The sequence below is a fragment of the Pseudomonas sp. S2_F03 genome, assembly GCF_054668335.1.
In genome coordinates this window covers 257,746-283,050 of the sequence record NZ_CP162759.1, presented here as the reverse complement: position 1 = coordinate 283,050, position 25,305 = coordinate 257,746, and the positions used below count along the sequence as shown (strand labels likewise).

Below are 25,305 nucleotides of genomic sequence, written 5' to 3'. Positions count from 1 at the left end.
CTGTTCAGTAATCCGCCGATTAGTCGATAATTGAAATACCCCTTTGCTATCGGCACGCCCAAATGGATCAGATTCTTTCTCTTCTCTCCGATACCATTCCCAAAGCCCAAACCCTGGAGCAGCTCACGCGTCCCTTGCTGACCCTGCTCAGTAAGATAACCGGTATGGAGTCGACCTACCTGACGACCATTGATACCGACGAGGGTGTCCAGCGTGTCGAGTTCGCACGTAACGTCGGTGACATGGTAATTCCTGAAGGGCTGGTCGTGCCTTGGGCAGATACTCTGTGCAAGCGGGCGCTGGATGAGAATCGCATGTACTCGGACAACGTTGCCGAATGTTGGGGTGATTCGGAGGCCGCCGCGGCCTTGGGCATCAGAACCTACGTGAGTGCGCCAATCAGATCCCAGGATGGGCAAGTGCTGGGGACGGTATGTGCTGCCAGCTCGGATCAAGTGGCCCGCTCTGCTGACGTGGAACCCTTGCTGATGCTGCTGTCAGGGTTGCTGGGGTATTCCCTTGAACGTGGGCTGCTTGTTGAGCGACTCCAGGCTGCCAACGCCGAGTTGACCAAACTGGCCCTGACAGATCCACTCACCGGCCTGTCTAACCGGCGTGCCATCCTAAACGATGCTGCGCGCCTGTTCGCCCTGGCCCAGCGGGAGAGCAAGTACATACTCATGGGTGTCATCGATCTGGATGGGTTCAAGTTCATCAACGATACCCGCGGCCACCTGGCAGGAGACCAGCTACTGCGCGGCGTGGCCGCAAAACTGCAGCATGACCTTAGAGCCAGCGACATCATCGGGCGTACTGGCGGTGATGAGTTCATCGTGATCGCCTTGGGCACACCCTCCGAACACACCGACCCGGCGAACGACATGCGACATGCCGCCGAATTGCTTCAGGATCGCCTGTCCAAAGCGACGATAGGGCGATATGAGCTGGGCCACGGTCTTGGTGATATTCAATATACCGGCGCGAGTGTTGGGGTAGTGGCAGTGATACCGGGCAGCATGACTGTGGACGAGGCCACAAAGCTGGCAGACCGCGAGATGTATAAGGTGAAACAGCAGAGAAACCGTCAACGGTTGTAGGAAAGCCGAAGGTCAGCTGTGGGGCGGATAGCGACCAGAAGCGGGCATTCAATTTCGCTATTCATACATTTCCCGAGCGTGCGAAATTACCAGCCCTTCAATTTCTCTCAAAGGCAGACTCATGACCTGCACCCTGGCAGTCTCGAATATTTTAGGTCCATGGAGTGGGGATGACCACACAGGGCTAATGCAGCGCTGCAGGGAGGCATGGGACACACCTCTGGAGAGTTTGAATGATCTTATGGTCGCCACTTTTTTGAATCAGAACATCGCGACCAAACACCTGCTCATCGAGGCAAAGCGCCGCATGGAAGAACAGGAACGAGATGGAACCGAGTACTTCGACGGCCAGCTTCTCGAAGCTATAGAGCGTCTGCAATCTGGGGAGTAATTCATCCCGACGAGTTATTGTGTTCGACACGGCATGCGCCCTACGGTACTAGCGATGGTTGCGATAGCGTTCGGTCAAGGACTGCACGAGGGTGACGTAGGATTGCGTCTCGGCGTAGGGAGGCACCCCGTTGTACTCGACCACGGATGCTTCGCCGGCGTTGTAACCTGCCAACGCCAGCACCTGGTTGCCATTGAAGCGCTTGAGCAACCAGGCCAGGTAGCGCACGCCGCCACGAATGTTCTGTCGTGCGTCGAACGGATTGTCCACGGCGAAGCGCTCGGCGGTGGCGGGCATCAACTGCATCAGCCCCTGGGCGCCGGCTTCGGAAATGGCGTTGGGGCGAAACGCCGATTCGGCATGTATCACTGCGCGGACCAGTGCCCTGTCGACACCATAATGATCCGAAGCGGCTTCGATCTCCCGCTGATAGGAATGGGGGTCCAGGCGCAGTGAGGCGACCTTGAAATCCTTCGGCACCCTGCACAGATAGCAGCCCTTGATGACATAGAGCTCAAGGACATCGACCCGTGCGGAGATCCCGACGGGGCGCCGGCTCACATATTGACGAATACCCCTGTGGATGAAGGTGAACACCCGAATCCGCACCGCGCCTGAGTTGTCGTCCTGCACAAGCCGTGGCAGGGCCATTGGCTTGGCGCCGACACCCGCCATACCATTCAGGCGAGTGCAGCGGGCGCTGGCGATGGCTTGGTTGGTGTAGCTGATGGCTCCGTCGTTGGCTTGGCATTTGAACATGGCGCTGGCGCACAGTGGCGCGACCAGCAAGGCCAGCTCGATACAGCCAAGAAGGCTCTTGCGAGCCCATCGCCATGCTCTGGAACTCATCACATCGCTCCGCGCCGCAGACGCCGATCAGGCCTGGGGCGCCTGGCCCGGGCGCTGCCTTGGGAGGGCCTATTCTGGGTGATCCGCCTTTTGTTCTGATAGTTATACCCCTTGTATCCGGCCTTGGAACGTGTTTCTTCACCACGCCGTCCGCATCGGTCAGGCGCACGGTGCCTTCGAGGATGTGGCACATCCCGACGCAAACGAATGTCTCCTTCTGGCCGATTGCTACCTGTCGCGAAGGGGCGCAGTCGACCCGCAGCTGAGGGTGAAGAAAAAGCCCGCTGACCGTTTACGTCCAGCGGGCTTTTGTTTCCAGGTCAGCTACATCGAGCACTGCGAAGGAGTGGACGTCTGATCACAGTGCGATGTCAGCCGGTGCCTTTTCCTTCGCCGGCTTGTTCTCCTCTTTTTCAGCCATCGGCGTAGCGACTTGACTGATCGCCGGTGGGGGCATCAGTTCAAGTATCTTGGCGGTATACGCCCACTCTTCAGCCACTTTTACCGGATCGTTGTTAAGTTGGGTACCGTAGCTCGGGAGGATCTGATGCAGTTTCTCCTGCCAGGCGGGCGTCGCGACTTTGTCTTTGAAAACTGTCTGCAGCAAGCTCACCATGATCGGTACTGCGGTCGACGCGCCCGGAGATGCACCCAGCAAGCCGGCAATGGTGCCGTCCTGGGATGTGACAATCTCCGTGCCCAGTTTCAGGACGCCACCGGCAGCTTCGTCACGCTTGATCACCTGCACGCGCTGGCCTGCTTGCCACAGATGCCAGTCTTCGGCCTTGGCGTTGGGGAAGTATTCCTTCAACGCATTGAGGCGATCCTCGTCCGACAGCATCAGCTGACCCGCCAGGTACTCAACCAGCGGATATTGCTTGATGCCGACGCGAGTCATCGGCCACACATTGTCTGTCGTGGTGGTACTCAGCAGGTCCAGAAAAGAGCCCTGTTTGAGAAACTTGGTACTGAAGGTTGCGAATGGACCGAACAGGATCAGACGCTTACCGTCCAGTACGCGGGTATCCAGATGCGGAACCGACATGGGCGGCGCTCCCACCGAAGCCTGGCCGTAGGCCTTGGCGAGATGCCGCTCGGTGATGGCCGGGTTTTCTGTCACGAGGAATGAGCCGCCCACTGGAAAGCCTGCATATTCCCTGGCCTCGGGAATTCCCGATTTCTGCAACAGCTTCAGCGCGCCACCCCCCGCACCGATGAACAGGAACTTGGCATCGGTTGCTGTTTCGCTACCGTCCTTGAGGTTTTTGTAGCTGACGCGCCAACTACCGTCTTCGTTTCGGGTGATGTCCTGCACTTCGCTCGACAGCTTCAGGGCAAATTTCGGCGAGGTTTGCAGATAACCGATCAGTTGGCGGGTCACTTCTCCAAAATTGACATCGGTGCCATTGGGGTTCCACGTGGCCGCAATTATTTGCTTCGGATCACGTCCTTCCATCATGAGCGGAACCCATTTTTTGATCACGGCCGGGTCTTCGGAGTACTGCATACCGCGAAACAGCGGGCTGGCCTGCAAGGCCTCGTAACGCTTTTTCAGAAAGCTGGCGTTGTCAGCGCCCCAGACGAAACTCATGTGCGGGGTGGAATTGATGAACGAACGCGGGTTCTTCAGCACGCCTTGCCTGACCTGCCAAGCCCAGAATTGCCGGGTCAACTGGAAGCCTTCATTCACTTCAACAGCTTTCGAGATCGTGACTTTTCCGTTCTCGTCTTGCGGCGTGTAATTCAACTCGGCCAAAGCCGAATGGCCTGTACCCGCGTTGTTCCAGCCATTGGAGCTTTCCAGGGCGACACCGTCGAGGCGCTCGACCATTTCCATCGAGAGCCCTGGCTCCAACTCATTAAGCCAAACGCCCAGGGTCGCGCTCATGATGCCGCCACCGATCAGCAATACATCGACTTTTTTGGCTTCTTCGGCGTGCGAATGCACAGCGCCAAATGACAGCGTTAAACCGGCAAGAATGTGTCTCAGTTTTTTCGTGTTCATCCTGTGCTTCTCCCACAGATTTACGGTGATCCCTACCGCTCAGATGGCTCTATCGTTGGTGATAGGTGGTAAAGACCTGGTGAGAAGCTTCAAGATCAAGCATCACGTGAATCCAGGAGCCCGATTGGGCACTACGCTCGGCACCCAATGAAAATCAGGGTAACGAGGATTGAAGGCTCCTGTTTCCGTGTTTGCTAACTTATTGTGCCAATATGCATTTAATTCAAGCCATCCCCCTAATACACCTGCGGCACAATCAATTCCGCCGGCGTCGGACTGCGCGAATAGTCCTCCTGCCGTACACGCTCCGGCAATTCAATCACCGGGTATTCGACCTCTTCATAGGGCATCTGCCCCAACAAATGGTGAATGCAGTTGAGGCGGGCCTGTTTCTTGTCGTTGGCCTGCACCACCCACCATGGGGCTTCGGCGATGTGGGTGCGTTCCAGCATGATTTCCTTGGCCTTGGTATAGGCCTCCCAGCGCCGGCGGGATTCGAGGTCCATCGGGCTGAGTTTCCATTGCTTGAGCGGGTCATGAATGCGGCTGAGGAAGCGCAGGTGCTGTTCCTGGTCGGAGATTGAGAACCAGTATTTGATCAGCTGGATACCGGAGCGCACGAGCATCCGTTCAAACTCTGGCACGGTGCGGAAGAACTCTTCATATTGGTCGGCGTTGCAAAACCCCATGACCTGCTCGACGCCCGCGCGGTTGTACCAGCTGCGGTCGAACAGCACGATTTCCCCGGCAGCCGGCAGGTGCGAGACGTAACGCTGGAAATACCATTGCGTGCGTTCGCGGTCGTTGGGCGCGGGCAGGGCGGCGACCCGGCAGACCCGTGGATTGAGCCGCTGGGTAATGCGCTTGATCACCCCACCTTTACCCGCCGCGTCGCGACCTTCAAACAAAATCACCACTTTGTGCCCGGTTTTCACCACCCAGCTTTGCAGCTTGACCAGTTCGCCCTGCAAGCGGAACAGCTCGCTGAAATAGCGTCGTCTCTGTTCTTTTGCACTGCTGTCACCCTCATGCGCATCAAACAGCGCATTGAGGTCGTGGCCGTCCTCCATCAATTCCAGTTCCAGCTCTTCGTCGCGGTGATCGAGCAGCTCGCGATGGATACGTTGAATCAGGGTGTCGTTGTCTAAAAGCATGGCCATAACTCCCGACGAAGGTGGAAGTGGTCATGCTAGGCCTGTGGATGTGACGGGCCAGTGACGGTTGTGGCGTGGTGAAAAAAAGGCCGGTGTCATCTTGGTGTCACCTAACCCATGGCAGGATCCTCGCAAACCGTCTTGAACGCTTCGATGGACTGCGTTCGCGGGCCAATGAAACTGCCAGGAATCCGCACCATGAAAGGAGACGCCTCGCTATTTGCAGCCATTGACCTGGGCTCTAATGCATTTCGCATGATGATTGGCCAGCCGGTCAAACGGAACCAGAAGTGGATGATCCAGGAAGTGAAAACCCTGCGTGAACCGGTCCGTTTATCGGAAGGTTTTCAGGGCGGCGCGCTGGATGAGATGGCGCTGGACCGTGGATGGCAGGCGCTCTCGCGATTCGGTAAAAAATTGCGCGGTTTTGAAGCCGGCCGGGTGCGGGCGGTGGCGACCAGCGCGGTGCGTGAAGCTGACAATGCGCAACTGTTTCTGGCCAGCGCCGAGCGGCATCTGGGGTTCAGGATTGATGTCATCTCGGGGCATGAAGAGGCGAATCTGGTGTACGCCGGCGTCGCCCATTCGATCCCCAGCCCGGCCAGTCTGCGTCTGGTTGTGGACATCGGTGGCGGATCCACCGAGCTGATTCTGGGGCAGGGCGCCCAACCGTTGTTGACCGAAAGCATTGCCATCGGCAGCGGCACGTTTGGCGCGCGTTACTTTTCGGGTGGCTGCATCACCGCCCCGGCGTTGCTGGAAGCCGAGCGGGTGGCCACGCTGCAGTTTGAAAAAGTGGCGCGGCGTTACCGCGCCTTGGGTTGGCAGCAGACTATCGGCTCGTCGGGAACGGCGCGAATGCTCGCCAAAGTGCTCAAGGCCAACGGCATGAATGACGACGGCGAAAGCGGCATCACCTACAGCGGCCTGCTGCGCCTGTCATTGCGCCTGCTGGAAGTGGGGCACGTCAAGCAGCTCAAACTGGCCGGCTTGCAAAACCATCGCTTGAGCTCCTTGCCCGGTGGCCTGGTGGTGATGTTGGCCGCGTTCAAGGTCTTTGGTATCTCGCACATGACGCCCTCCGAAGGTGGACTGAGGTTCGGGGTGATGCATGGCTTGATGTCCAGGCATTGAACCCCGTCCCCCTTTCTAGACACCGTCAATGAGGCGAGGCAATCCCGACGGGTTCAGGTCTCGCAGCACCTCGGGCAGCAGCGCTTGAGGAAAGCCCTGGTAAGCCACCGGACGCAAGAAACGTTCAATCGACGTCATGCCGACCGAGGTGAAGCGGCTGTCCGACGTGGCCGGAAACGGCCCACCGTGAACGGTGGCAAAGGTCACTTCCTGCGGATGCGCGAAAGCATTGACGACGATGCGCCCGGTGCGTCGTTCCAATACCGGCAACAAGCGCTGTGCCAAAGGCAAATCATCGTCCTCTAGGTGCAGGGCCGCCGACAGCTGACCCCGCAGCGAGCGCGCAACGGCGAGCATCTCAGCCTCATCCCGGACCTTCACCAGCAACGCTGAAGGGCCGAATACTTCTTCGGCGAGCAGCGTCTCGTTCAGGAAATGTGCGCCGTCGACCTCCAGCAACGCGGAGGCGCCTTCCAGCGCGGCACTGGCTGCCGAGCCTTCGGCAATGCGCTGGGCGCCGGCGTTCTCCATGAAGCCGAGACCGTTCAAATAGGCCGCGTGAATGCCCGGTGTCAGCATCGGTCGCGCCGAGGTCTGGTTGACGCGTTCGATCATCGCGGCGCGCATCGCCTCAAAGCCCGGCCCGTCAATGGCGATCAACAGCGCAGGTTTGAGGCAGGCTTGCCCGACGTTCACCACCATGCGTTCGATAAAGCTGTCACCGATCCGCGCCCCTTGAGTGGCCTGTGCGTGGGGCAGGATGAACGTGGGGTTGATGCTGGTCATCTCGGTGAACACGGGAATCGGTTCGGGGCGCAGTTGCGCACGGCGATACAGCGCCATACCGCCACGTTCCGAGCCGGTGAACGTCACCGCTTTGATCAACGGATGATCGACCAGCGCTTCACCGATTGCATTACCGCCACCGCGCACCATCGAAAACACGCCTTCGGGCAGCCCGTGTACTTGCACGGCGTTGCGAATCGCCTGGGCCTGGATTTCCGACGCTCCGGGGTGAGCGTTATGCGCCTTCAGGATGACCGTCGCGCCAGCCGCCAGTGCCGAAGCGGTGTCGCCCCCGGCGACCGAGTACGCGATCGGAAAATTGCTCGCGCCGAAAATCGCCACCGGACCGAGGGCGATCTTCTGCAGTCGATGGTCCATGCGCGGGCGTGGCTGGCGATCAGGCTGCGCCGGGTCGATGGCCAGTTGCAGGAAGCGCCCCCTGCGCACGACCTCGGCGAATTGGCGGAACTGAGTGGCGGCTTTTATTGCTTCGCCCTCAAGTTGCGCCTCGGGCAGACCGGTTTCGAGTGCTGCCCTTGCTGCCAGCGTCTTGCGCACCGAGTCGAGATTGTCGGCAATGCTGTCGAGGAACGCCGCGCGCCGGGTGAGCGAGGTGTGGCTGTACTCATCGAACGCTTCATCGGCGAGGGTCGCGGCCTTGTCGACGTCGGCTACGCCACCCAGGGCGAACGCCGGTTCAATCAACTGATTGCTGGCGGGATTGAGCGCCTTCATCGTCCCTTCGGTACCGGGCACATCGCTGGCGCCGATCATCAGTTTGCCTGTCAGTGTCATGGGCATTCACCTTGGGTCAGGGTGGCGATGAGTTCTGGCGTGGTGACAATGGCGTGGGCGAACGTCGGACCGTTCAGCTCATGCGCCGCGTGCATCATTTCGGGCTTGAAGGCGGCCGTCGCGTCGCGCACCAGGGTGACGTGATAACCCAGTTCCACCGCGTAACGGGCGGTGGCCTCGATGCAGGTATTGGCCAGCAGGCCAACGATGATTACGTGAGTGATGCCTTTTTGTTTGAGTCGAAAATCCAGGTCGGTGTTGGCAAAACCACTGGAGCCCCAGTGTTCCTGAACAACGATGTCACCGGCCTTGGGCGCGAAATCGGGGTGCCAGTCGCCGCCCCATTCCCCGCGAGCGAAGTGATGCATGTGCATGATCTTGCATTGGGTGGGGCTTGGGTGATCCCAATCCTCGTAGTCGCCTTGTTCCCAGCGGTGGTGCGGTACGATGACCACCGGAATCTCGAGGGCCCGGACGGTGCGGTCGAGTGCGCGCAAGTTGTCGAGCAGGCCGACTTGTTCGGCGATCGGTTCGATAAGCGGATAGACTTTTCCGCCTTCGGAAAGGAAATCGTTGTAAGGATCGACCAACAGGTAGGCGGTTCTGTCGAGGGGATAGAGTGTTTTTGACATGGCTGTTTCCTCCAGGAGTTGAGTGACCGGTGCGTCGGGCTTGCCCGTGCATCATGTTGATATGATAATCATAGTAACTGTAAAAGAGGCAAGGCCGCATGTCGGTAAACACCGCTGTTCCCGAAACCTTGTGTCCGATTTCCCGGGCTGAATCTGTCGTCGGCGACCGCTGGACGGTCCTGGTGTTGCGCGAGTTGTTCATGGGCAGCCATCGATTCGACGAGATCCAGGCGCAAACCGCCGGAACTCCGCAAATGATCGCCACCCGCCTCAAGCGTCTGGAGGCCGACGGACTGGTCGCCCGCCGCCCCTACAGCGAGCGGCCCTTGCGTTACGAGTACCACCTCACGCCGAAAGGGGACGCGTTCTATTCCGTGGTTTTGGCATTGCGAGCGTGGGGGGAAACTTGGTGCAAGTCAGAGGAGGAGGGGTTGGCGGTGGTTTACACCCACGCCACCTGTCGCCAACCTGCCGGGCTGGGGCCGTTGTGTGCGCATTGCGGCGAGCCGTTGCGTCGTGCAGAGCTGATTAGTACGCCCAGCGAGGCCTATGCCGCAGAACGGAAGGCACGGCGTGATGCGTTCAAGGGCGCGCGCGGGGCGGACCCGGTTGCGGCGGCTCAGGATCAGTAGACGAGCGTCGGCGATACCGTGAGAAAAGCGTTCCCACGCAGCGCGCGGGGAACGAAGGAGGGCAACGGCTTCAGCTCAGATTGCCGCAGAAAATGTTTTGATGGCCATCGGCCGGGCTTTCACGCACCACCAGCACATAGCCGCCGGCGCGGAGTGTCTCGACCGCCACGGGTGCGCTTTTCCAGAAGTACTGCATCGATGCCGATGAATAAAACCGTGCATTTGGCCCGTCGTTCAGGTCATACGCCGGCGTAGAGCCCAGTTGGGCGCAGCTTCCGGAATAGATATAAGCCATCAAGCGGCCGGGTAACGCGCTGCCCATGGTTTCGCCGCTGACGGCAAACCAGAACTCGGTTGCATTGCCTTTGGGCATCATGATGGGCCGGGCGATATTCCCGCCGTTGACGGACGTAGCGTGCAGGGGAACGTTAGTGATTTGACTGTCTGGCACCGTCGAACACCCGCAGAGCCACCCGACCGCCACCACCAACGCCAGCGAAGATACGATTTTCATCGTGAAACTCCCGCTTGTAAGGACGCGTTGAAGTGATCCCCCTGTCAATTTTAGCTGTGTGGTGACAGAGGACATTTCTTCGGATGGTCGGTCGGAGCGGACGGGGGCTTGTATCGCAACGTATCCCCGGTGCCGGCAGCCACCTTTGCATACAAAACCAAGGGATGTGCGACACACGCGAGATACACCGGTCCCTCCAAATGGTGTCACCGCATCGGCGGCAATCACTGGAGAATGACGATGTCCCGTATCACTTCCCGTAACACCGCTGGCCGGCTCGGTTTCACCCTTGCCGCTGTTTCACTGGCAGCCTTCGCAAGCTTTTCCCAGGCGGGCGAGACCACCCCTGAAGCACAACCTGCTAAAAACTGGCAGGCCGGCATTCACCGCACAGACCAGGTGCGCCAGGACCTGGACGTCGCCGACCGCGAGGTGATTCAAGTGCGTGTCGATTTCGACGCGGGCGTGACGTCGCCAAAGCATTCGCACCCTGGGGTTGAGGTTGCCTATGTTATTGAAGGCACCTTTGAGTATCAGTTGGAGGGTCGGGCACCGATCACGCTGAAGGCAGGCGATTCGCTGTACATCCCGGCGGGCACAGTGCATTTGGCGAAGAACGTGGGTAGCGGCAAAGCTTCTGAGCTGGCGACCTACATCGTGAAGAAAGGCACGCCGTTGCTGGTGCTGGAGCACTGATCAGTGATTGCCCGACGCATGGCATCGGGCATTTCTGTTTAGCGCTTTATCGCTGAATCCCAGGCCAACCGGCCTGGCGCAGTGCTTTTAGCAGCGTCTCGGCATCAAGCCCCGGCACAGTGTGGCCATTACCTTCGACCGTATCGGACGCCAACAGGGCATTGATAATGGCTTCTTCCACGGCTTCGGTGGCGGCCAGAAACAACTCGCTGATGTGATCGTTGTTGACCATGCTCAGGTTGTCGCACGTCGGCGCGCCTTTGCCTTCATAGGCGGCGGGCGGTACGTGCTGGTTACCGGTGGCGAAGGCAATGAAGATGTCACCGCTGTGGTCTTCGTTACCGCCACCCGTGCGGGCCAATCCCAGACTGGCGCGTTGCGCGAGACGCGTGCATTGGTGCGGCAGCAACGGTGCATCCGTGGCCAGGCAGACGACGATGGAGCCCATGCCCGGAAACGGCAGCGAGGCCTTGAGGAAGGGCGAGTCGACCTGTTCCATATAGCGTCCGACCGGGTAACCGTCGACGCGCAGTTCATTACGAATGCCGTGGTTGGCCTGAACAATCGCGCCGACCGTCCAGCCGCCCTGCGCAGGGCTCAAGCGTCGCGAGGACGTGCCGATGCCGCCCTTGAACTCGTGACAAATCATCCCGCTGCCACCGCCCACCGCGCCTTCGATCACCGGGCCACCCACCGCATTGCGTTGGGCCTGGGCCACATGTTCGGGTTTGACGTGGAAGCCGTTTATGTCATTGAGCAAGCCGTCGAACGTCTCCAGCACCACCGGCATGTTCCAGTAAAGCCGGCCGTCATCGGGTGGGTTCTCACGGTCCAGCGCAATCAGTGCGTCGCGCACCACGCCCAGGCTGTGGGTGTTGGTGAAGGCGATCGGACTGGTCAGCAGGCCGGCTTCACGAATCCACTCAAGACCGGTGGCGTCACCGTTGCCGTTGAGCACATGCACACCGGCAAAGCACGGTTGTTGATTGGTGGAACCGGCGCGCGGTTCGATCAGGGTGACGCCGGTGTGGATGTCACGACCGCTGTCGGTGCGGCCACGCACATCACTGTGGCCGACGCGCACACCGGGCACGTCGGTGATGGCGTTGAGAGGGCCGGGTTGCAGTTGGCCGAACTGGATGTTCAAGTCGCGGGCACGTGGTTTCATGGGGTTTCTCATGTTCATGGTGTTAAACAAAATTATTGGATGACCGATTCCCTGTAGCAGCTGGCGAAGCCTGCGTCCGGCTGCGCAGCAGTCGCAAAATCAGAATGCACGGTGCTTCAGGTAATCGTGCGGGCCGGGTTTACGACTGCTGCGCAGCCGGACGCAGGCTTCGCCAGCTGCTACAGAGTCACCGGGGGTTATTGACCGTTTTTCACCTTGCTCCAGATCCGCGTCCGCACCCGCTCGGTGGCGGGCGGCAGGGGCTGGAGGGTGAACAACGTGGCCAGCGCTTCAGCCGACGGATAAACGGCAGGATTGGTGCGGGTCGCCTCAGCCACCAGCGGCGTCGCGCTGCGATTACCGTTGGGGTAGTTCAGGTGATCGCTGACCGGGGCGATAACATCCGGGCGCATCAGGTAGTCGATGAAGGCCAGGCCTTGTTGCGGATGCGGGGCGTCCTTGAGCAGTACCAGCGTGTCGAACCACACCGGCGCACCTTCCTTGGGCAGGCTGTAGGCGATCTTCACGCCGTTGTTAGCCTGCTCGGCATTGGTCTTGGCTTCCAGCATCGCGCCGGACCAGCCCACCGCCACGCAGATGTTGCCGTTGGCCAGGTCGCTGATGAACTTGGACGAATTGAAGTACGCAATGTGCGGGCGCAACTTGAGCAGCAGCGCCTCGGCCTTCTTGTAGTCTTCGGCGTTGGTGCTGTTGGGTGGCAAGCCCAGATAGTGCAGGGCGACCGGCAGCATTTCGGATGGAGAATCGAGCATCGCCACGCCGCATTGGCCGAGCTTGGCGAGGTACTCTTCCTTGAACACCAGGTCCCAGGAGTCCACCGGCGCCTTGTCGCCCAACGCGGCGCGGACCTTGTCGATGTTGTAGCCAATCCCGTTGGTGCCCCACAGATACGGCACGGCGTACTGATTGCCCGGATCGTTGTTGGCCAGTTTTGCCAGCAGGTCGCTGTCCATGTTCTTGAAATCAGGCATTTGCGCGTGCGGCAACGGTGCCAGGGCGCCGGCCTTGATCAGCGTCGGCAAACTGAAGTTACTCGCCACCACCACGTCGTAGCCGCTGCGGCTGGTCAGCAGTTTGCCTTCCAGCACTTCGGCACTGTCGAAGGTGTCGTAAACCGGCTCGATTCCGGTATCGCGCTTGAAGTCATGCAGGGTGTTGGGACCGATGTAGTCGTACCAGTTGTAGACATGGACCGTGGGTGCGTCGGTGGCCATCGCCGACAGCGAGACGCACAAACAGGCGCCCAGTCCGAGATTGATATGCGAGCAGTGACGACTCATGATGCGGCACTCCTGGCCTGCTGCAGGCCGGTGATGAACAGGTGCTTGCAGCGTATCGGCAGGCGCGGGACTCACCCATTCCCATCATGGGTTACTCGAAAGGGGTAGTGCGTGGACGCGTTGTTGAAAGAGTTGCCCGTGCACCAAGGGCTGGCGCGGGTGTTTGGTGCGTTGGGTCAGGACGGTTTCTGGCGGGCGCTGGTCGACACCTTGCGGTTGCTGGTGCCGCTGGACAATGCGTTGGTCGCGGTGATGGGCGCGGGGCGGGTGCCGCGGTTGCTGATTGATTTCGACTCAAAAGGCGATGCCGCCGAGCATGAAGAACTGGCGGACTACAGCGCCGGCATGTACCTGCTCGATCCCTTCTACCAGGCCGCTTGCGCCGGCATTGCCGATGGCCTGCACAGCCTGGAATCGGTGGCTCCCGACCAGTTCCAGCAAAGCGAGTACTACCTGAGCTATTTCCGTTCGGTCGTGGGCGCCGACGAGTTGCAGTTCATGATCAACCTCGATGGCGCCGTGCTGGGCTTGTCGCTGGGGCGCTCGACGCGATTTACCCTCCAGGAGCAGGGCCGTCTGTTGTGCGTGCGCGACTGGGTGCTGTCGGCGATGCGCCGTCACCTGCAACTGATGCCGCCGGAAGGCGCGACCGCCGAGCCTGTGGCCGGCGATCTCACCCTGTTGCTGGATCGCTTCGACGCGCGCCTGTCGGTGCGGGAAATCGAAACGGCCAGGCTGATTCTTCAGGGCTTCTCCAGCAAAGCCATCGCCCAGCAGATGGGCATTTCACCGGAGACCGTGAAAGTGCATCGGCGCAACGTGTATCACAAGCTCAACGTGAATGGTCACGGCGAGTTGTTTGCGTTGGTGCTGCAGCCGCGTTGATACCGGCGGTTTACTCGCCCAACGTGAACACCAACGCCTTCAATCCGCAGGCCTCATCGGCATCCGGAAATTCCGGTGGATTGTCCAGCCGCTGTTCAAAACGCAGGCTCGGCGCTTCCCGCATGACGCCATCGATGAGGAAGTCCGGGCCGAACGCCGGGTCGTTCATGCAGGCCAGCACCGTGCCCTGCGGGCCGAGCAGCTCCGGCAAGCGGCGCAATACGCGCTGGTAATCCTTGGTCAGCAAAAAACTGCCTTTCTGAAAGGACGGCGGGTCGATGATCACCAGGTCATACGGACCTTTGCCAATCACCTTGCCCCAGGACTTGAACAGGTCGTGGCCGAGAAAGCTGACCTTGCTCAAATCGTGCCCGTTGAGCCGGTGATTGTCGCGCCCACGGCTCAAGGCCGGGCTGGACATGTCCAGATTGACCACGTGCTCGGCGCCGCCCTCGATGGCCGCGACCGAAAAACCGCAGGTGTAGGCAAACAGGTTCAACACACGCTTGCCGTCGGCATTGGCCCGCACCCAGTCGCGGCCGTAGCGCATGTCGAGAAACAGGCCGGTGTTCTGTTTGCGCCCCAGGTCCACACGGTAACGCAAGCCACCCTCGGTGATGGTCATTTCATCGATCACGTCCCCCAGCAGCCACTCGGTGGTGCTTTGCAGCAGGTAGCGATGTTGCAGCAACAAGGTATGCGCGCCGGATTGCTGCCACTCGGGCGACTGCGTGATCAGCATCAGGCGTTGTTTCAAGTCTTTGAGCTGCGACGCTTCCGGCTCTTTGAACAGGGCGACCAGCACCACGCCCTGAAGCCAGTCGACGGTCAACTGCTCCAGGCCCGGCCAGCAGCGGCCACGGCCGTGGAACAAACGGCGGGTTTCTGCGGGGGGCGTTGCCAGGGCCGTCAGCAAATGGGCGTGGAGGGTGGCGAGCGCGTCTGGGTTCATCGGGCAGGGTCGGCAATTTGAGGGGGCGGCATTTTAACCACAATTGCAGGGGTAAGGCGCGTGGCAACGCGTCGAGAGTTATCACGTTTAATTTAACTTTACGTGAGGATTTGGCGATCTGTCCGCTCACATACTCGGCCCCATCGATCAACTGCCGGGAGCCGGACATGTCGCAGCTATCTGCTTCACCCCGTATCAGCAGCCATCCGCGCTGGCTGCGGCTGACCCATTGGCTGAACGCCCTGGCGGTTCTGGTCATGGTCACCAGCGGCTGGCGGATCTACAACGCATCGCCGATTTACGATTTCAGCTTTCCCAAATCGATCACGCTCGGCGGCTGGCTGGGGGGCGCCCTGCAATGGCACTTCGCGGCGATGTGGTTTCTCGCCATCAACGGCCTGATTTATCTGGCCATCAACCTGTTCAGCGGTCGTCTGAAACGCCGTTTCTTCCCGGTTTCGCCCAAAGGTGTCCTGCATGACGTATGGGCCGCGTTGCGAGGGCGGTTGGGGCATGCCGACCTGAGTCATTACAACCAGGTGCAACGGCTGGCGTACCTGTTCGTGATGGTCGACATCATGCTGCTGGTGGTTTCAGGGCTGGTGCTGTGGAAGTCCGTCCAGTTCCCGCTGCTGCGCGAGTTGATGGCGGGTTACGAAGGTGCACGACGGGTGCATTTCTTCGCGATGGCGCTATTGATGGCCTTCGTTGCGGTGCATCTGGTGATGGTCGCGCTGGTCCCCAAAACGTTGTGGGCCATGATCGTCGGTCGCAAGGAGCCGGTATGAAAAAGCGCATCGAAAGTACCGGGCTGGACGAGTCGTCGATCCTGACAGACGCCCGGAAGATCCTCGCCCCGCAGATCGCCAACCGTTCGCGTCGCTCGTTCCTGCTGCGTGGCCTGACGCTGGGCGGCGTGGCGATGTTGTCCGGCTGCAACATCACCGACAACGAAAACGTCGACACCGCGTTGTCCGCCATGTCCCGCTTCAACGACCGGGTGCAGGGCTGGCTGTTCAACCCCAACGCCATGGCACCGACCTATCCCGAATCGATGATCACCCGGCCATTTCCGTTCAACGCCTTCTACGGCATCGACGAAGCGCCGACGGTGGAGGCGGAGAGTTACCGACTGGAAGTTACCGGCCTGGTCGCGGACAAACGCAGTTGGCGGCTCGAAGAATTGCGCGCCATGGCGCAGACCGAACAGATCACCCGGCACATCTGCGTCGAAGGCTGGAGCGCGATCGGGCGCTGGGGTGGCGTGCGGTTCAGCGATTTCCTCAAGCGCGTTGGCGCCGACACCGATGCCAAATACGTCGGCTTCAAATGCGCGGACGATTACTACACCAGCATCGACATGGCCACCGCGCTGCATGCGCAAACCTTGCTGACGCTGACCTACGACGGCGCGGTGCTGCCGCGCCAATACGGCTTCCCCATGAAACTGCGCATGCCCACCAAGCTGGGCTACAAGAATCCCAAACACATTCAGGCCATTTTCGTCAGCAACACCTACAGCGGTGGCTACTGGGAAGACCAGGGCTACAACTGGTTCGGTGGCAGCTGACGGGCAACTTCACTCGCCCGCAACCTGTGCTTCAAGGAGTTCATCATGAAAAAGTTAGCCACCGCCGTACTGTCCATGTGCCTGGCCGTAGGTGCCGCCTCTGTATTCGCTGCTGACACCATGAGCAACGACACCATGAGCAAGGACTCGATGTCCAAAGATGCCATGTCCAAAGACACGATGAAAAAAGATTCAGCGATGAAAAAGGACGCCATGGCCAAGGACACGATGAAGAAAGACAGCATGCCCAAGGATGCAATGTCCAAGGACAGCATGAGCAAAGATGCGATGAAGAAGGACGCTACTTCTCAGTAATCCAGTTCCTCTCGATCCCTGTGGGCGCTTGTTCCCACAGGTTCGTGCAGGGCATGACATCACTACAAACAAGGGCGTTGATGACAGAGAAGGGGGCTGCTCTGATTTTGCAGGACGCCTGATTTCGTCGCCCCGATGTATCAAAAATGAATTTCCGCCGAGCTGGCTGCTCATACTTGATAGGTAGCGCATTTAGCTCGCGAAATCATAGATGCATTCAGGGAGTGGCAATGTCATGGGACCAGTATCAACGGTCGACGCGAAACCTTCGGGTGGGTTGATTCTTGTGGTCGAGGACGATCCGCTGATCCTGGCGTTTCTTTGCGAAATTCTTCAGGACGAAGGGTTTGTGGTCGAGCCTCAGATCAGTGCGGATGCCGCTTCGATGTATCTGGAGCAGCATGCGAATGACGTTTGCCTGTTGCTTACCGACATCACCATGCCGGGCACCCTCAATGGCGCGGACCTGGCCAATCAGTTCGGCGACCGCTGGCCTGACAAGCCGATCATGATCATGTCCGGCTTCGAAACCCCGCAAAGCTCAGGCGTAAAACATTCGGTCTCGTTCATTAAAAAACCCTGGGCGATCGGTCAATTGCTGGACTGTGTCGATGGTGCCTTGAAGTCCAAACCTGCTGGCTGAAACGTTACTGCGCCGCACGAGCCCGTCTCGCTGGTAAATGCTACATTGCCTGGTACTACCTGCCTGGCCACTTGCGAGAGGAAGCTTATCCTTGTCTGCTCATCCATCCGTATTCAACACGCCTTACCGCGCTTTCCTGTTCGATATGGACGGCACGGTCCTTAACTCTATCGCTGCCGCCGAGCGGATCTGGACGATCTGGGCCTTGCGCCACGGGGTGGATGTCGAGTCTTTCCTGCCGACCATTCACGGCGTCCGCGCTATCGACACCATCAATCGCCAGGGATTGCCGGGCGTCGATGCGCAGGCGGAAGCGGCGTGGATTACCGAGGCGGAAATCGAGGACGTGGAGGGAATTGTCGAGGTCCGCGGCGCGGCGGCATTCCTGCAATCCTTGCCCGCCAATCAATGGGCAATCGTGACCTCCGCACCCCGAGCGCTGGCCTTGCGCCGGATCGCGGCCGCGGGGATTCCCGTACCTGACGTGATGGTGACTGCGGAGGATGTCAGCGCGGGTAAACCCGATCCGGCGGGTTATCGATTGGCGGCGAAACGGCTGGATGTCGAGGTGACGGAATGCCTGATCTTCGAAGATGCCAGCGTGGGGATACGGGCGGCAGAAGCGGCCGGGGCTGATTTGGTCATCATCACCGAGACGCACGCACATCCGATTCAGACGGCGCATGCGACATTGGCCAGCTATCAGTCAGTCACCGCAGCGGTCGATCCCGACCACTCTCTGCGCCTCAACCAAATCTAATTGTAGGAGTGAGCCTGCTCGCTCCTGCAATGGAGCTGCGCAGTGACTAGTACACACCGGGAACCAAGCGCCAGGTGTGGGCGCAATACGCCTCATATTCGTGCCCAAACTGTGCCCTCAACAACGCCTCTTCCGCGTGAATCCGGGCAATCAGCGGAATCACCGTCAATGCGGCCAACAGCAGGCCGGCACCTGAACGAAACGCCAGCGCCCAACCCAAGGCGATGACCAGCATCCCCAGGTAACTGGGGTTGCGCAGACTACGATAAATCCCGTCGGTGACCAGCGTATGCCCCGGTTGAATTGCCACCAGCCCGCTGAATCGTTTGCCCAGCACAAACACGGGCCACATCCGCAGGGCGCCACCTGCGATGAACAGCAGCGCGCCGATCCAGCGCAGGCCTTCACCGCCGAAGGTCCAGAAGTCGATTCGGTCGGTGTACGCCGGCAGAAAGCCGCTGAGTATGCCGATCACCCCGAATGCCGGAAGCACCCAGCGATTGGCACGGTCCTCCCGTTCACCGGAACTCAGATTGACCTCGGTGAACAGCGAAGCCACGGTCATCACCAAGGTCGCCAAGGCAACCACCACCAATGGCGCATGGGCGAAAAACGCGGCCAACCCGCCCATGCCCCACACCGCGAGACCGAGGTAGGCAAGGGTGCCGGCGATGGCGAAGAATGCCAGCCTGGGCGAAATTTTCATGAGCACCTCGTGATGAGCCATTGCCCCATTCAGTTTAGAGGCCGGGGGCTGCTCACGCGTTCAACTCGGACCTGGCATTGCGCCGAATGACCTGCGGCGGTTGGCCGAATGCCCGAAGAAAGGCTTCACGCATGCGGCGACGGTCAGTGAAACCGGCCTCGCTGGCGATTTGATCGAGACTCAGACGCCCGCGTTCGAGCATCTGCCGTGCCGCCTCCAGGCGCAGGTTTTCGATGGCCTTGGCCGGCGTCTGCCCGGTCTCGGCGCGAAAACTGCGGCTGAATTGTCGAGGGCTCAAGCGCGCCACGTCTGCCAGTTGCTCCACCGACAGAGGCGAGGCCAGGTGTTCGCGGGCATAGCCGAGAACGGTTTGAATCCGGTCGGATTTCGGTTCCAGTTCCAGCAGGGCCGAATGCTGGGACTGGCCCCCTGCGCGGCGCTGATACATCACCAACTTCTGCGCCACAGAGCGCGCCAGTTCGGCGCCATGATCTTTTTCGACCATGGCCAGTGCCAGGTCGATGCCGGCGGTCATGCCGGCCGAGCTCCAGATCGAGCCGTCAACCACGTAGATGCGGTCTTCTTCCACTTTGATCAACGGAAATCGCGCTTGCAGCTCCCGGGCATAGGCCCAGTGAGTGGTGGCCCGTCGTCCATCGAGCAAACCGGCCTGGGCCAGCACGAATGCCCCTGAACAGATCGACGCCATGCGCCTGGTGGTGTTCACCCGGTCGCGCAGCCAGGTCAATACACCTTCGGGTGCCTGTTCGACGATGGCATCGCCGCCCACCACGATGACGGTGTCGAAGACTCGCTCATCGAACGCCTGGGTCCCGACGTTCAAGCCTCCGGAGGCGCGTAACGTGCTGCCGTCCTGCGAGATCACACTGACCTCATACAGCGGCTCACCGGCGCTGAAGTTGGCGTACTCGAACACTGGCATGGCCGCCAGCGCCATGGACTGGAAACCCTCGAACACCACAAATGCCACGGCAGTCATCGCAGGACCCTCAAATGAATATGTCCGAAAAACGTACTTTAAACGTCATTTGAGACAAGTGTAAGACCCTTTATAACGGTTCACACCCGGCGAACTGATCGCCTCACTGTGAAGGAAATCCGACATGGCTCTCTCATCCAAAGGCACCGCACTGATCACTGGCGCTTCTTCGGGCATCGGCGCGGTGTATGCCGACCGTCTCACCCGGCAGGGTTACGACCTGATTCTGGTCGCCCGCAGCCAGAGCAAACTGAACGCACTGGCGAACCACCTGAGCAACGAAACCGGGCGCGCGGTGGAAGTGGTCGCCGCTGATCTGAAAGTCAAAGCCGATGTGCTGCGGGTCGAGGAGATTCTGCGTAATGACGCCAGCATCACCCTGTTGGTCAACAACGCCGGCGTTGGCGCAGTGATGCCATTGTTGGGCAGCCCGGTCGACGAGATGGAAGACATGATCACCCTCAACGTCACTGCGCTGATGCGGCTGGCCTATGCGGTGGTGCCTGGCTTTGTCGCCCGTGGCACGGGCACCGTGATCAACATCTCATCGATCGTGGCCATCGCGCCGGAAATCCTCAACGGCGTGTATGGCGCGACCAAGGCCTTTGTGCTGGGCCTGAGCCAATCAATGCACCGCGAGCTGGCGGATAAGGGCATTCGTGTTCAGGCGGTATTGCCTGGCGCGACGGCCACCGACTTCTGGAGTGAGGCGGGCAACCCGGTGGAAAACCTGCCGCAAGAGATCGTGATGTCGGCGCCCGACATGGTCGACGCCGCACTGGCGGGCCTGGCGAAAGGCGAAGTGGTGACCATCCCGAGTCTGCACGACGGCGAACAATGGGACCGTTACGAAGCGCAGCGCCAGACCCTTTCGGGGTTGTTTGGCAACGCCAGCGCCGCACCGCGTTATCGCTAAAAGGGGGGCGGCGGGCTGGGTGAACTAAGCTTGGATAAGTAGGGTTCACCTTTGGGAGACCCGCGATGCTGCACATCCGGACACCGTTGATCTTGCACCCGGGGCTGTCGACGCCGACCCGGCGGATCTGGCTCAAGATGGAAAACCTGCAACCCAGCGGTTCGTTCAAGCTGCGTGGCATGGGGCTTCTGTGCAGTTGGGCCAAGGCCCAGGGCAAACATCGAGTTATTTGTCCTTCGGGCGGCAATGCCGGTTTTGCCACCGCTGTTGCTGCCGCCAGCCTCGGACTGAGCGCCTGCATTGTCGTGCCGCACACCACCCCTGAATCGACCCGCAACCGGATCAAGAAAACCGGTGCCGAGGTGATTGTTTACGGCAAGGTCTGGGACGAGGCCAATCAACGGGCCAAAGAACTGTCGCAGGATGCGGACACCGAATACGTGCCGGCTTTCGATCACCCGCTGTTGTGGGAGGGGCACAGCACCCTGGTCGATGAGGTGCTTGAGGTGTGTCCTCAGGTTGATGTGATGGTGACGTCGGTGGGCGGCGGTGGTTTGCTGGCGGGAATCCTCACGGGGCTGATTCGCCATGGCCGCACGGACTGTCGGATCGTTGCTTGCGAAACCGAGGGAGCGGCCTCGTTCGCGGCCGCCATGAAGGTTGGGCATCCGGTTCGATTGCCGCGCATCGATACCGTGGCGACATCGCTGGGTGCGGCGCAGGTCGCAGCCTGGCCAGTGCAGCACCTGCGCGATTTCCCTCACCAGTGCGTGGTGCTCAGCGATGAGAACGCCATCATGGGCGTGGTTCGATTCGCCAGTGATCTGCGCCAGTTAGTGGAACCGGCCTGTGGTGTGTCATTGGCGGTGGCATACCTGAACCATAGCGCCATCGCAGATGCGCACGATGTGGTCATTGTGGTGTGCGGCGGGGTAAGTATCAGTGCGCAGTTAGTGGCCGGATGGGCGCGTTTGTCCACCGGGAAAGCGAAGTAGGGCTGCAAACGCTATCCAGCTGTCGCAAGCCCCACCACTATTTATTGGCCTTCACTTCATTGGCCGGCAGCATCGCCTTCCTGAATCAGGATGGCGCGAGCCAGGTCTTCGTCGCTGGCGTTCAGGCCGGGATTGTCCTGGCGGATTTTCTTCAGCACCGACTCCAGATATACGCCGCGAATTGCACCGCCACTGGCAACGAAGCTGGAGGCGTCATCCCGGGCGGGAATCAGCAGCTTGTCGTCTTTGAACGTCGAGTACAGCGAGGCAGATACCCCGGCCGAAGTGGCTACATCTTCCGCATCCACTTTGGCCATAGCCGAGCCGAAGGGTAAACACAGCATCAGGGAGGAGATGATAATCAGACGGCGCATGACAGTGTCCTCTGAAGCAATTGGGAAGTACCTCATAGTTTAGGATGCCTGGCGATCGCCAGGAGTTCCTTTGTCACGCGATATCGTTCAAAACCGCAGCGTTGCTCCCGTGGTCAGCCACTGGTCACGTTCCCCCGTCAGGTTGCGTCCCGCCACCAGATCGATGTCGAGGCGCTCGCCCACATGAAACCTCGGCCCAGCCTGCCACGCCTGCTGCGCGCCTTGCTGGCCAAAGCGTTCGGCGATCAGCGTGAGGGCGCGGGCCACGTCGTATTCAACGCCGGTGCCCCAGGTCCAGCGATGGTTTTGCTCGCCGTCGTCATAAGCGTGAGCCCAGCCGGCATTGAGGTTCAGGCGCAGCGTTTCGAACGGTTGGTAGGTGAGTGGCAGGTTCAGTTCGCCGCCGTCGAAGGCGTGCGCCCGATTCAAGGCAATGTGCGCCGAGCCCGCCAGCGCCCATTCAAGACCCAGGTTTTCGCTGGCGAATAATTGAGCCTTGAACTGCGGGCTCACCTGCGTTTGCGCGTCATCGTGGCTGTGCTGCAACACCGCGCCGAACTGCACGGTGGGCAGTGATTTGAACGTACAGTCCTGCGACAAGGTACTCGTGCTGGAAGACGTGTGCCGACCGTTCTGGTACCAGGCGTCGATGTTGCATTCACCGGGCGCATTGATCCCGGCGTCGTCCACCACATAAGCGCCACCGGCGGCGTTGGCGTGAGAGATCATCGTCAGGCACCCGAGCACACTCAGGGTGATCCCGACAAACAACAGATTGCGCCGCAGCGACCGGCCTTGGGCTGGGGGGAGATCGCGTACAAAGGACGTGAATTTTTGCATGAGGTTTATCTCGATAATTTCGTTGGAATGAACAGATCAGCCCTGAAGCAGCTGTCGAGCTTGCGAGGCTGCGTCCGGCGGCGCAGCCGTCGTGAAATCAGGGAATGCGGCGTGTCAGGAAAAAATGTGCGCAGGGTTTACGACGGCTGCGCCGCCGGACGCAGCCTCGCAAGCTCGACAGCTGCTACAGCGAGGAAGCGACCGATAAGGATTGCAGGCCTGCCAAACCGGCCTGGATGATCAGTTCTTCGGTGTCTTCGCCGCCGGGCAGGGCGATCACCACGTCCGCTCGGCTATCGAGCAACATGAAGCGGTTGCGCACGCGTTCCGCGGACTTGCCGTGGCGTTGCCAGTTGGGCGGGTAGCGCACGATGTCGATGCCCTGTTCCCGTGCCCACTCTTCGATGACACCGCCCAGGTGCTGGTTGCCGCCATGAATCAACACACGCACGGGGTGCACGCGTTGAAAGGCGTCGAGTACCCGTCGGCACTGGCGGGTGTCGGCGTAATGGCGCCCCGCGCAGATCAGCAGGCGCATGTCGGGGTGTCCTTCGCCAAGTCGTTATTCTCGATGGCCCGCTCACCGGCGCGTTCGAGCAGCGGATAGGCGAGGGCGGCGATGTGGTGGTGCACGCGACGGTAATCGCGCAGCACGCGCTGGAAGATGTCGCCGGATTCGGCCCAGGTGTTTTTGTCCTCCTGCAAATTGCGAAAGTGCTCGCGGCTGGCCTGTGCTTCGAGTTGCCTCACGGCGTCCTTGCGCTTGATCAGTTGATGCGCGGTGGTGATGTCTTCGCGCAAAAACACGGTGATCGCCAGGCTCAGACTCTCCATCAACGCATCGTGCAACGGGGCAATACTGGACAGTTCGAATGCGGTGAACTGTTCCCCACGGCGCACCCGGCGCATGGCCAACTGCGCGAGGCTGCTGGAAAGAATGTCCGCCGCGTGTTCGAGGTTGATCACGAACAACAGGATTTCCTGGGCGCGATCGGCGTCGCCGTCACTGATGCCTTCTTTGCCGATGTCGGCCAGGTAGGCGCGAATCGCCGCACTGAGCAGGTCCAGGGATTGATCGATGCGTCGCACCTCGTCGACACCGGTCGGCGCCGATGTGTGGAACAGCTGCAACAGGCGCCCGAGCATCGCCGAGAACATATCGGCCATGCGCAGCGCTTCGCGGGCGGCGTTGGACAGGCCGATGTTGGCCACTTCCAGGCCGGCTTCATCGAGGTAGTGCGGCATCCCGGGGTCGACATCCCGCACCGGTTCCGGCAGCAGCCGGGTCAGGGCGTTGGCGAGTACGTCGGTCAGGCCGATGAATACCAGCGCCAGCAGCACGTTAAAACCGCTGTGCACGACCACGACCAGCGTCGACGGGTTCAGATTCGTCTCGGCCAGCAAACCGGCAAACGGCAACACCGCCAGCGCACCCAGCAGCCGCACGAGCAGATTGCCCAGCGGCAGGCGTCGACCGACGCTCGATCCGGCGTTGATTACCGGCGGCAACGCACCTCCAATGTTCACACCCATCACCAACGCTACCAGCGTGGTGGCCGACAGCATGCCGGTCGCCGCCAGCGAGACGATCAGCAACACCACTGCGACGCTTGAATGGCAGAACCAGGTGAGAATCAGCGCCACCAGCAAGGCAATCAGCACGTCGCCGTCGAGGCTTTGCATCATCACTTGGAAGACTGGCGTGCTTTCGACGTGCGCCAGGGTCGAGCCGAGCATGTGCAGGGCCAGCAGCATCAGCCCCAGGCCGATCAGCGCACAGCCGACGCTTTCATAGCGTGAGTCATCGCGCAGGCGAAAAACGATCAGCCCCGTCAGCAACGCCAGTGGCGTGAGTATCGACACGTCGAGGCTGAGCAGTTGCACCACCAGGGTCGAACCGATATTGGCGCCCAGCATCACCGCCAGCGCCGGGGCCAGCGCGAGGGTGCCGGCCGCCGTAAACGACGTCGCCATCAAGCTGACCGCGGTGCTGCTTTGCAGAAGGCCGGTGATGCCGATCCCCGACAGCAACGCCATCCAGCGGTTGCTCAGGTTTTGCCCCAGCCATTGGCGCAGTGGCGAGCCAAAGCCACGCAGCAACGCCGAAGAAATCATGTGAGTGCCCCACAGTAACAGTGCGATGGCGCCTGCGAGGTTGATCAGTAGAGTCGTTCCCGACATCAGGACTCTCCCTT

At 60.4% G+C, this 25,305-nt stretch carries 28 protein-coding genes; 13 read left to right on the top strand and 15 right to left on the bottom strand.

Annotation, left to right across the window (positions count from 1 at the left end; all coding sequences use genetic code 11):
• Positions 1-62 precede the first annotated feature (62 nt).
• Both AB4N76_RS01340 and AB4N76_RS01335 read left to right on the top strand, forming a co-directional pair.
• A complete protein-coding gene (locus tag AB4N76_RS01340) occupies positions 63-1,097 on the top strand; it encodes a sensor domain-containing diguanylate cyclase (RefSeq protein WP_046031494.1) in 1,035 nt (344 codons plus the stop codon).
• 121 nt (positions 1,098-1,218) lie between these two features.
• Positions 1,219-1,488 (top strand): hypothetical protein, encoded by a 270-nt coding sequence (locus AB4N76_RS01335; RefSeq protein WP_139348122.1) that lies wholly within the window; start codon positions 1,219-1,221, stop codon positions 1,486-1,488.
• A 48-nt stretch (positions 1,489-1,536) separates the two neighbouring features.
• On the opposite strand, the gene AB4N76_RS01330 is transcribed toward AB4N76_RS01335, so the two are convergent.
• The 3 genes from AB4N76_RS01330 to ppk2 all read right to left on the bottom strand — a co-directional run bounded on the left by AB4N76_RS01330 (position 1,537) and on the right by ppk2 (position 5,496).
• Positions 1,537-2,337, bottom strand: a complete 801-nt coding sequence (locus AB4N76_RS01330) for a lytic transglycosylase domain-containing protein (RefSeq protein ID WP_046031492.1) — start codon at positions 2,335-2,337, stop codon at positions 1,537-1,539.
• Between the two features lie 358 nt (positions 2,338-2,695).
• Positions 2,696-4,342: a malate dehydrogenase (quinone) gene (gene mqo / locus AB4N76_RS01325; protein ID WP_046031490.1), complete on the bottom strand. Its 1,647-nt coding sequence runs from the start codon at positions 4,340-4,342 to the stop codon at positions 2,696-2,698.
• Positions 4,343-4,578: 236 nt separating this feature from the next.
• A complete protein-coding gene (gene ppk2, locus AB4N76_RS01320; protein ID WP_046031489.1) occupies positions 4,579-5,496 on the bottom strand; it encodes a polyphosphate kinase 2 in 918 nt (305 codons plus the stop codon).
• Positions 5,497-5,694: 198 nt separating this feature from the next.
• On the opposite strand from ppk2, the gene AB4N76_RS01315 reads away from it, so the two are divergent.
• On the top strand, positions 5,695-6,630 hold the full coding sequence (locus AB4N76_RS01315) for a Ppx/GppA phosphatase family protein (protein ID WP_046031488.1): 936 nt from the start codon (positions 5,695-5,697) through the stop codon (positions 6,628-6,630).
• A gap of 15 nt (positions 6,631-6,645) precedes the next feature.
• Here the strand turns inward: AB4N76_RS01315 and AB4N76_RS01310 are convergent, their stop codons facing one another.
• Both AB4N76_RS01310 and AB4N76_RS01305 read right to left on the bottom strand, forming a co-directional pair.
• Positions 6,646-8,211 (bottom strand): aldehyde dehydrogenase (NADP(+)), encoded by a 1,566-nt coding sequence (locus AB4N76_RS01310; RefSeq protein WP_046031487.1) that lies wholly within the window; start codon positions 8,209-8,211, stop codon positions 6,646-6,648.
• Positions 8,208-8,843 (bottom strand): cysteine hydrolase family protein, encoded by a 636-nt coding sequence (locus AB4N76_RS01305; RefSeq protein ID WP_046031486.1) that lies wholly within the window; start codon positions 8,841-8,843, stop codon positions 8,208-8,210. Before AB4N76_RS01305 ends, AB4N76_RS01310 begins: the two co-directional genes overlap by 4 nt.
• A gap of 98 nt (positions 8,844-8,941) precedes the next feature.
• On the opposite strand from AB4N76_RS01305, the gene AB4N76_RS01300 reads away from it, so the two are divergent.
• Positions 8,942-9,475 (top strand): winged helix-turn-helix transcriptional regulator, encoded by a 534-nt coding sequence (locus tag AB4N76_RS01300; RefSeq protein ID WP_046031485.1) that lies wholly within the window; start codon positions 8,942-8,944, stop codon positions 9,473-9,475.
• A gap of 70 nt (positions 9,476-9,545) precedes the next feature.
• On the opposite strand, the gene AB4N76_RS01295 is transcribed toward AB4N76_RS01300, so the two are convergent.
• The gene (locus tag AB4N76_RS01295; RefSeq protein WP_046031484.1) at positions 9,546-9,989 is read right to left on the bottom strand and encodes a hypothetical protein; all 444 of its coding nucleotides are present in this window, start codon (positions 9,987-9,989) and stop codon (positions 9,546-9,548) included.
• 240 nt (positions 9,990-10,229) lie between these two features.
• Here AB4N76_RS01295 and AB4N76_RS01290 point away from each other — a divergent pair, with 240 nt between their 5' ends.
• Positions 10,230-10,685, top strand: coding sequence for a cupin domain-containing protein (locus AB4N76_RS01290; RefSeq protein ID WP_046031483.1), 456 nt, complete (start codon positions 10,230-10,232; stop codon positions 10,683-10,685).
• A 46-nt stretch (positions 10,686-10,731) separates the two neighbouring features.
• On the opposite strand, the gene AB4N76_RS01285 is transcribed toward AB4N76_RS01290, so the two are convergent.
• Positions 10,732-11,853 carry a DmpA family aminopeptidase gene (locus AB4N76_RS01285; protein WP_109786186.1) on the bottom strand — a complete coding sequence of 374 codons (1,122 nt, stop codon included), beginning with the start codon at positions 11,851-11,853 and terminating at the stop codon, positions 10,732-10,734.
• Between the two features lie 197 nt (positions 11,854-12,050).
• On the bottom strand, positions 12,051-13,154 hold the full coding sequence (locus AB4N76_RS01280) for a polyamine ABC transporter substrate-binding protein (protein ID WP_077431991.1): 1,104 nt from the start codon (positions 13,152-13,154) through the stop codon (positions 12,051-12,053).
• 111 nt (positions 13,155-13,265) lie between these two features.
• On the opposite strand from AB4N76_RS01280, the gene AB4N76_RS01275 reads away from it, so the two are divergent.
• Positions 13,266-14,039 carry a helix-turn-helix transcriptional regulator gene (locus AB4N76_RS01275; protein ID WP_046031477.1) on the top strand — a complete coding sequence of 258 codons (774 nt, stop codon included), beginning with the start codon at positions 13,266-13,268 and terminating at the stop codon, positions 14,037-14,039.
• A gap of 10 nt (positions 14,040-14,049) precedes the next feature.
• On the opposite strand, the gene AB4N76_RS01270 is transcribed toward AB4N76_RS01275, so the two are convergent.
• Complete coding sequence (locus AB4N76_RS01270) at positions 14,050-14,991, bottom strand: class I SAM-dependent methyltransferase (RefSeq protein WP_460164002.1); 942 nt, start codon at positions 14,989-14,991, stop codon at positions 14,050-14,052.
• Positions 14,992-15,158: 167 nt separating this feature from the next.
• On the opposite strand from AB4N76_RS01270, the gene AB4N76_RS01265 reads away from it, so the two are divergent.
• From AB4N76_RS01265 to AB4N76_RS01245, 5 genes are all read left to right on the top strand, one after another.
• Positions 15,159-15,779, top strand: a complete 621-nt coding sequence (locus AB4N76_RS01265; RefSeq protein WP_460164001.1) for a cytochrome b/b6 domain-containing protein — start codon at positions 15,159-15,161, stop codon at positions 15,777-15,779.
• On the top strand, positions 15,776-16,561 hold the full coding sequence (locus AB4N76_RS01260; RefSeq protein ID WP_046031474.1) for a molybdopterin-dependent oxidoreductase: 786 nt from the start codon (positions 15,776-15,778) through the stop codon (positions 16,559-16,561). The genes AB4N76_RS01265 and AB4N76_RS01260 overlap by 4 nt, the downstream gene beginning before the upstream one ends.
• 45 nt (positions 16,562-16,606) lie before the next feature.
• Positions 16,607-16,876, top strand: coding sequence for a pentapeptide MXKDX repeat protein (locus AB4N76_RS01255; protein WP_460164000.1), 270 nt, complete (start codon positions 16,607-16,609; stop codon positions 16,874-16,876).
• Positions 16,877-17,111: 235 nt separating this feature from the next.
• A complete protein-coding gene (locus AB4N76_RS01250) occupies positions 17,112-17,519 on the top strand; it encodes a response regulator (protein WP_460163999.1) in 408 nt (135 codons plus the stop codon).
• Between the two features lie 91 nt (positions 17,520-17,610).
• Complete coding sequence (locus tag AB4N76_RS01245) at positions 17,611-18,279, top strand: HAD-IA family hydrolase (protein ID WP_109786182.1); 669 nt, start codon at positions 17,611-17,613, stop codon at positions 18,277-18,279.
• 46 nt (positions 18,280-18,325) lie between these two features.
• On the opposite strand, the gene AB4N76_RS01240 is transcribed toward AB4N76_RS01245, so the two are convergent.
• Entirely contained in the window at positions 18,326-18,985 is a 660-nt protein-coding gene (locus AB4N76_RS01240; RefSeq protein ID WP_046031815.1) for a methyltransferase family protein, read from the bottom strand.
• A gap of 52 nt (positions 18,986-19,037) precedes the next feature.
• Entirely contained in the window at positions 19,038-19,985 is a 948-nt protein-coding gene (locus tag AB4N76_RS01235) for a GlxA family transcriptional regulator (protein ID WP_077431998.1), read from the bottom strand.
• Positions 19,986-20,109: 124 nt separating this feature from the next.
• Between AB4N76_RS01235 and AB4N76_RS01230 the strand changes: the two genes are divergently transcribed.
• Both AB4N76_RS01230 and AB4N76_RS01225 read left to right on the top strand, forming a co-directional pair.
• Positions 20,110-20,901, top strand: coding sequence for an SDR family NAD(P)-dependent oxidoreductase (locus AB4N76_RS01230; RefSeq protein ID WP_460163998.1), 792 nt, complete (start codon positions 20,110-20,112; stop codon positions 20,899-20,901).
• A gap of 65 nt (positions 20,902-20,966) precedes the next feature.
• Positions 20,967-21,896, top strand: coding sequence for a pyridoxal-phosphate dependent enzyme (locus AB4N76_RS01225; protein WP_460163997.1), 930 nt, complete (start codon positions 20,967-20,969; stop codon positions 21,894-21,896).
• Between the two features lie 56 nt (positions 21,897-21,952).
• On the opposite strand, the gene AB4N76_RS01220 is transcribed toward AB4N76_RS01225, so the two are convergent.
• From AB4N76_RS01220 to AB4N76_RS01205, 4 genes are all read right to left on the bottom strand, one after another.
• Entirely contained in the window at positions 21,953-22,270 is a 318-nt protein-coding gene (locus tag AB4N76_RS01220) for a DUF2388 domain-containing protein (RefSeq protein WP_046031467.1), read from the bottom strand.
• Positions 22,271-22,357: 87 nt separating this feature from the next.
• Complete coding sequence (locus AB4N76_RS01215) at positions 22,358-23,110, bottom strand: hypothetical protein (RefSeq protein ID WP_077432000.1); 753 nt, start codon at positions 23,108-23,110, stop codon at positions 22,358-22,360.
• Positions 23,111-23,294: 184 nt separating this feature from the next.
• Complete coding sequence (locus AB4N76_RS01210; RefSeq protein ID WP_046031465.1) at positions 23,295-23,648, bottom strand: DUF2493 domain-containing protein; 354 nt, start codon at positions 23,646-23,648, stop codon at positions 23,295-23,297.
• A complete protein-coding gene (locus AB4N76_RS01205; RefSeq protein WP_046031464.1) occupies positions 23,636-25,291 on the bottom strand; it encodes a Na/Pi cotransporter family protein in 1,656 nt (551 codons plus the stop codon). Before AB4N76_RS01205 ends, AB4N76_RS01210 begins: the two co-directional genes overlap by 13 nt.
• Between the last annotated feature and the right edge of the window lie 14 nt (positions 25,292-25,305).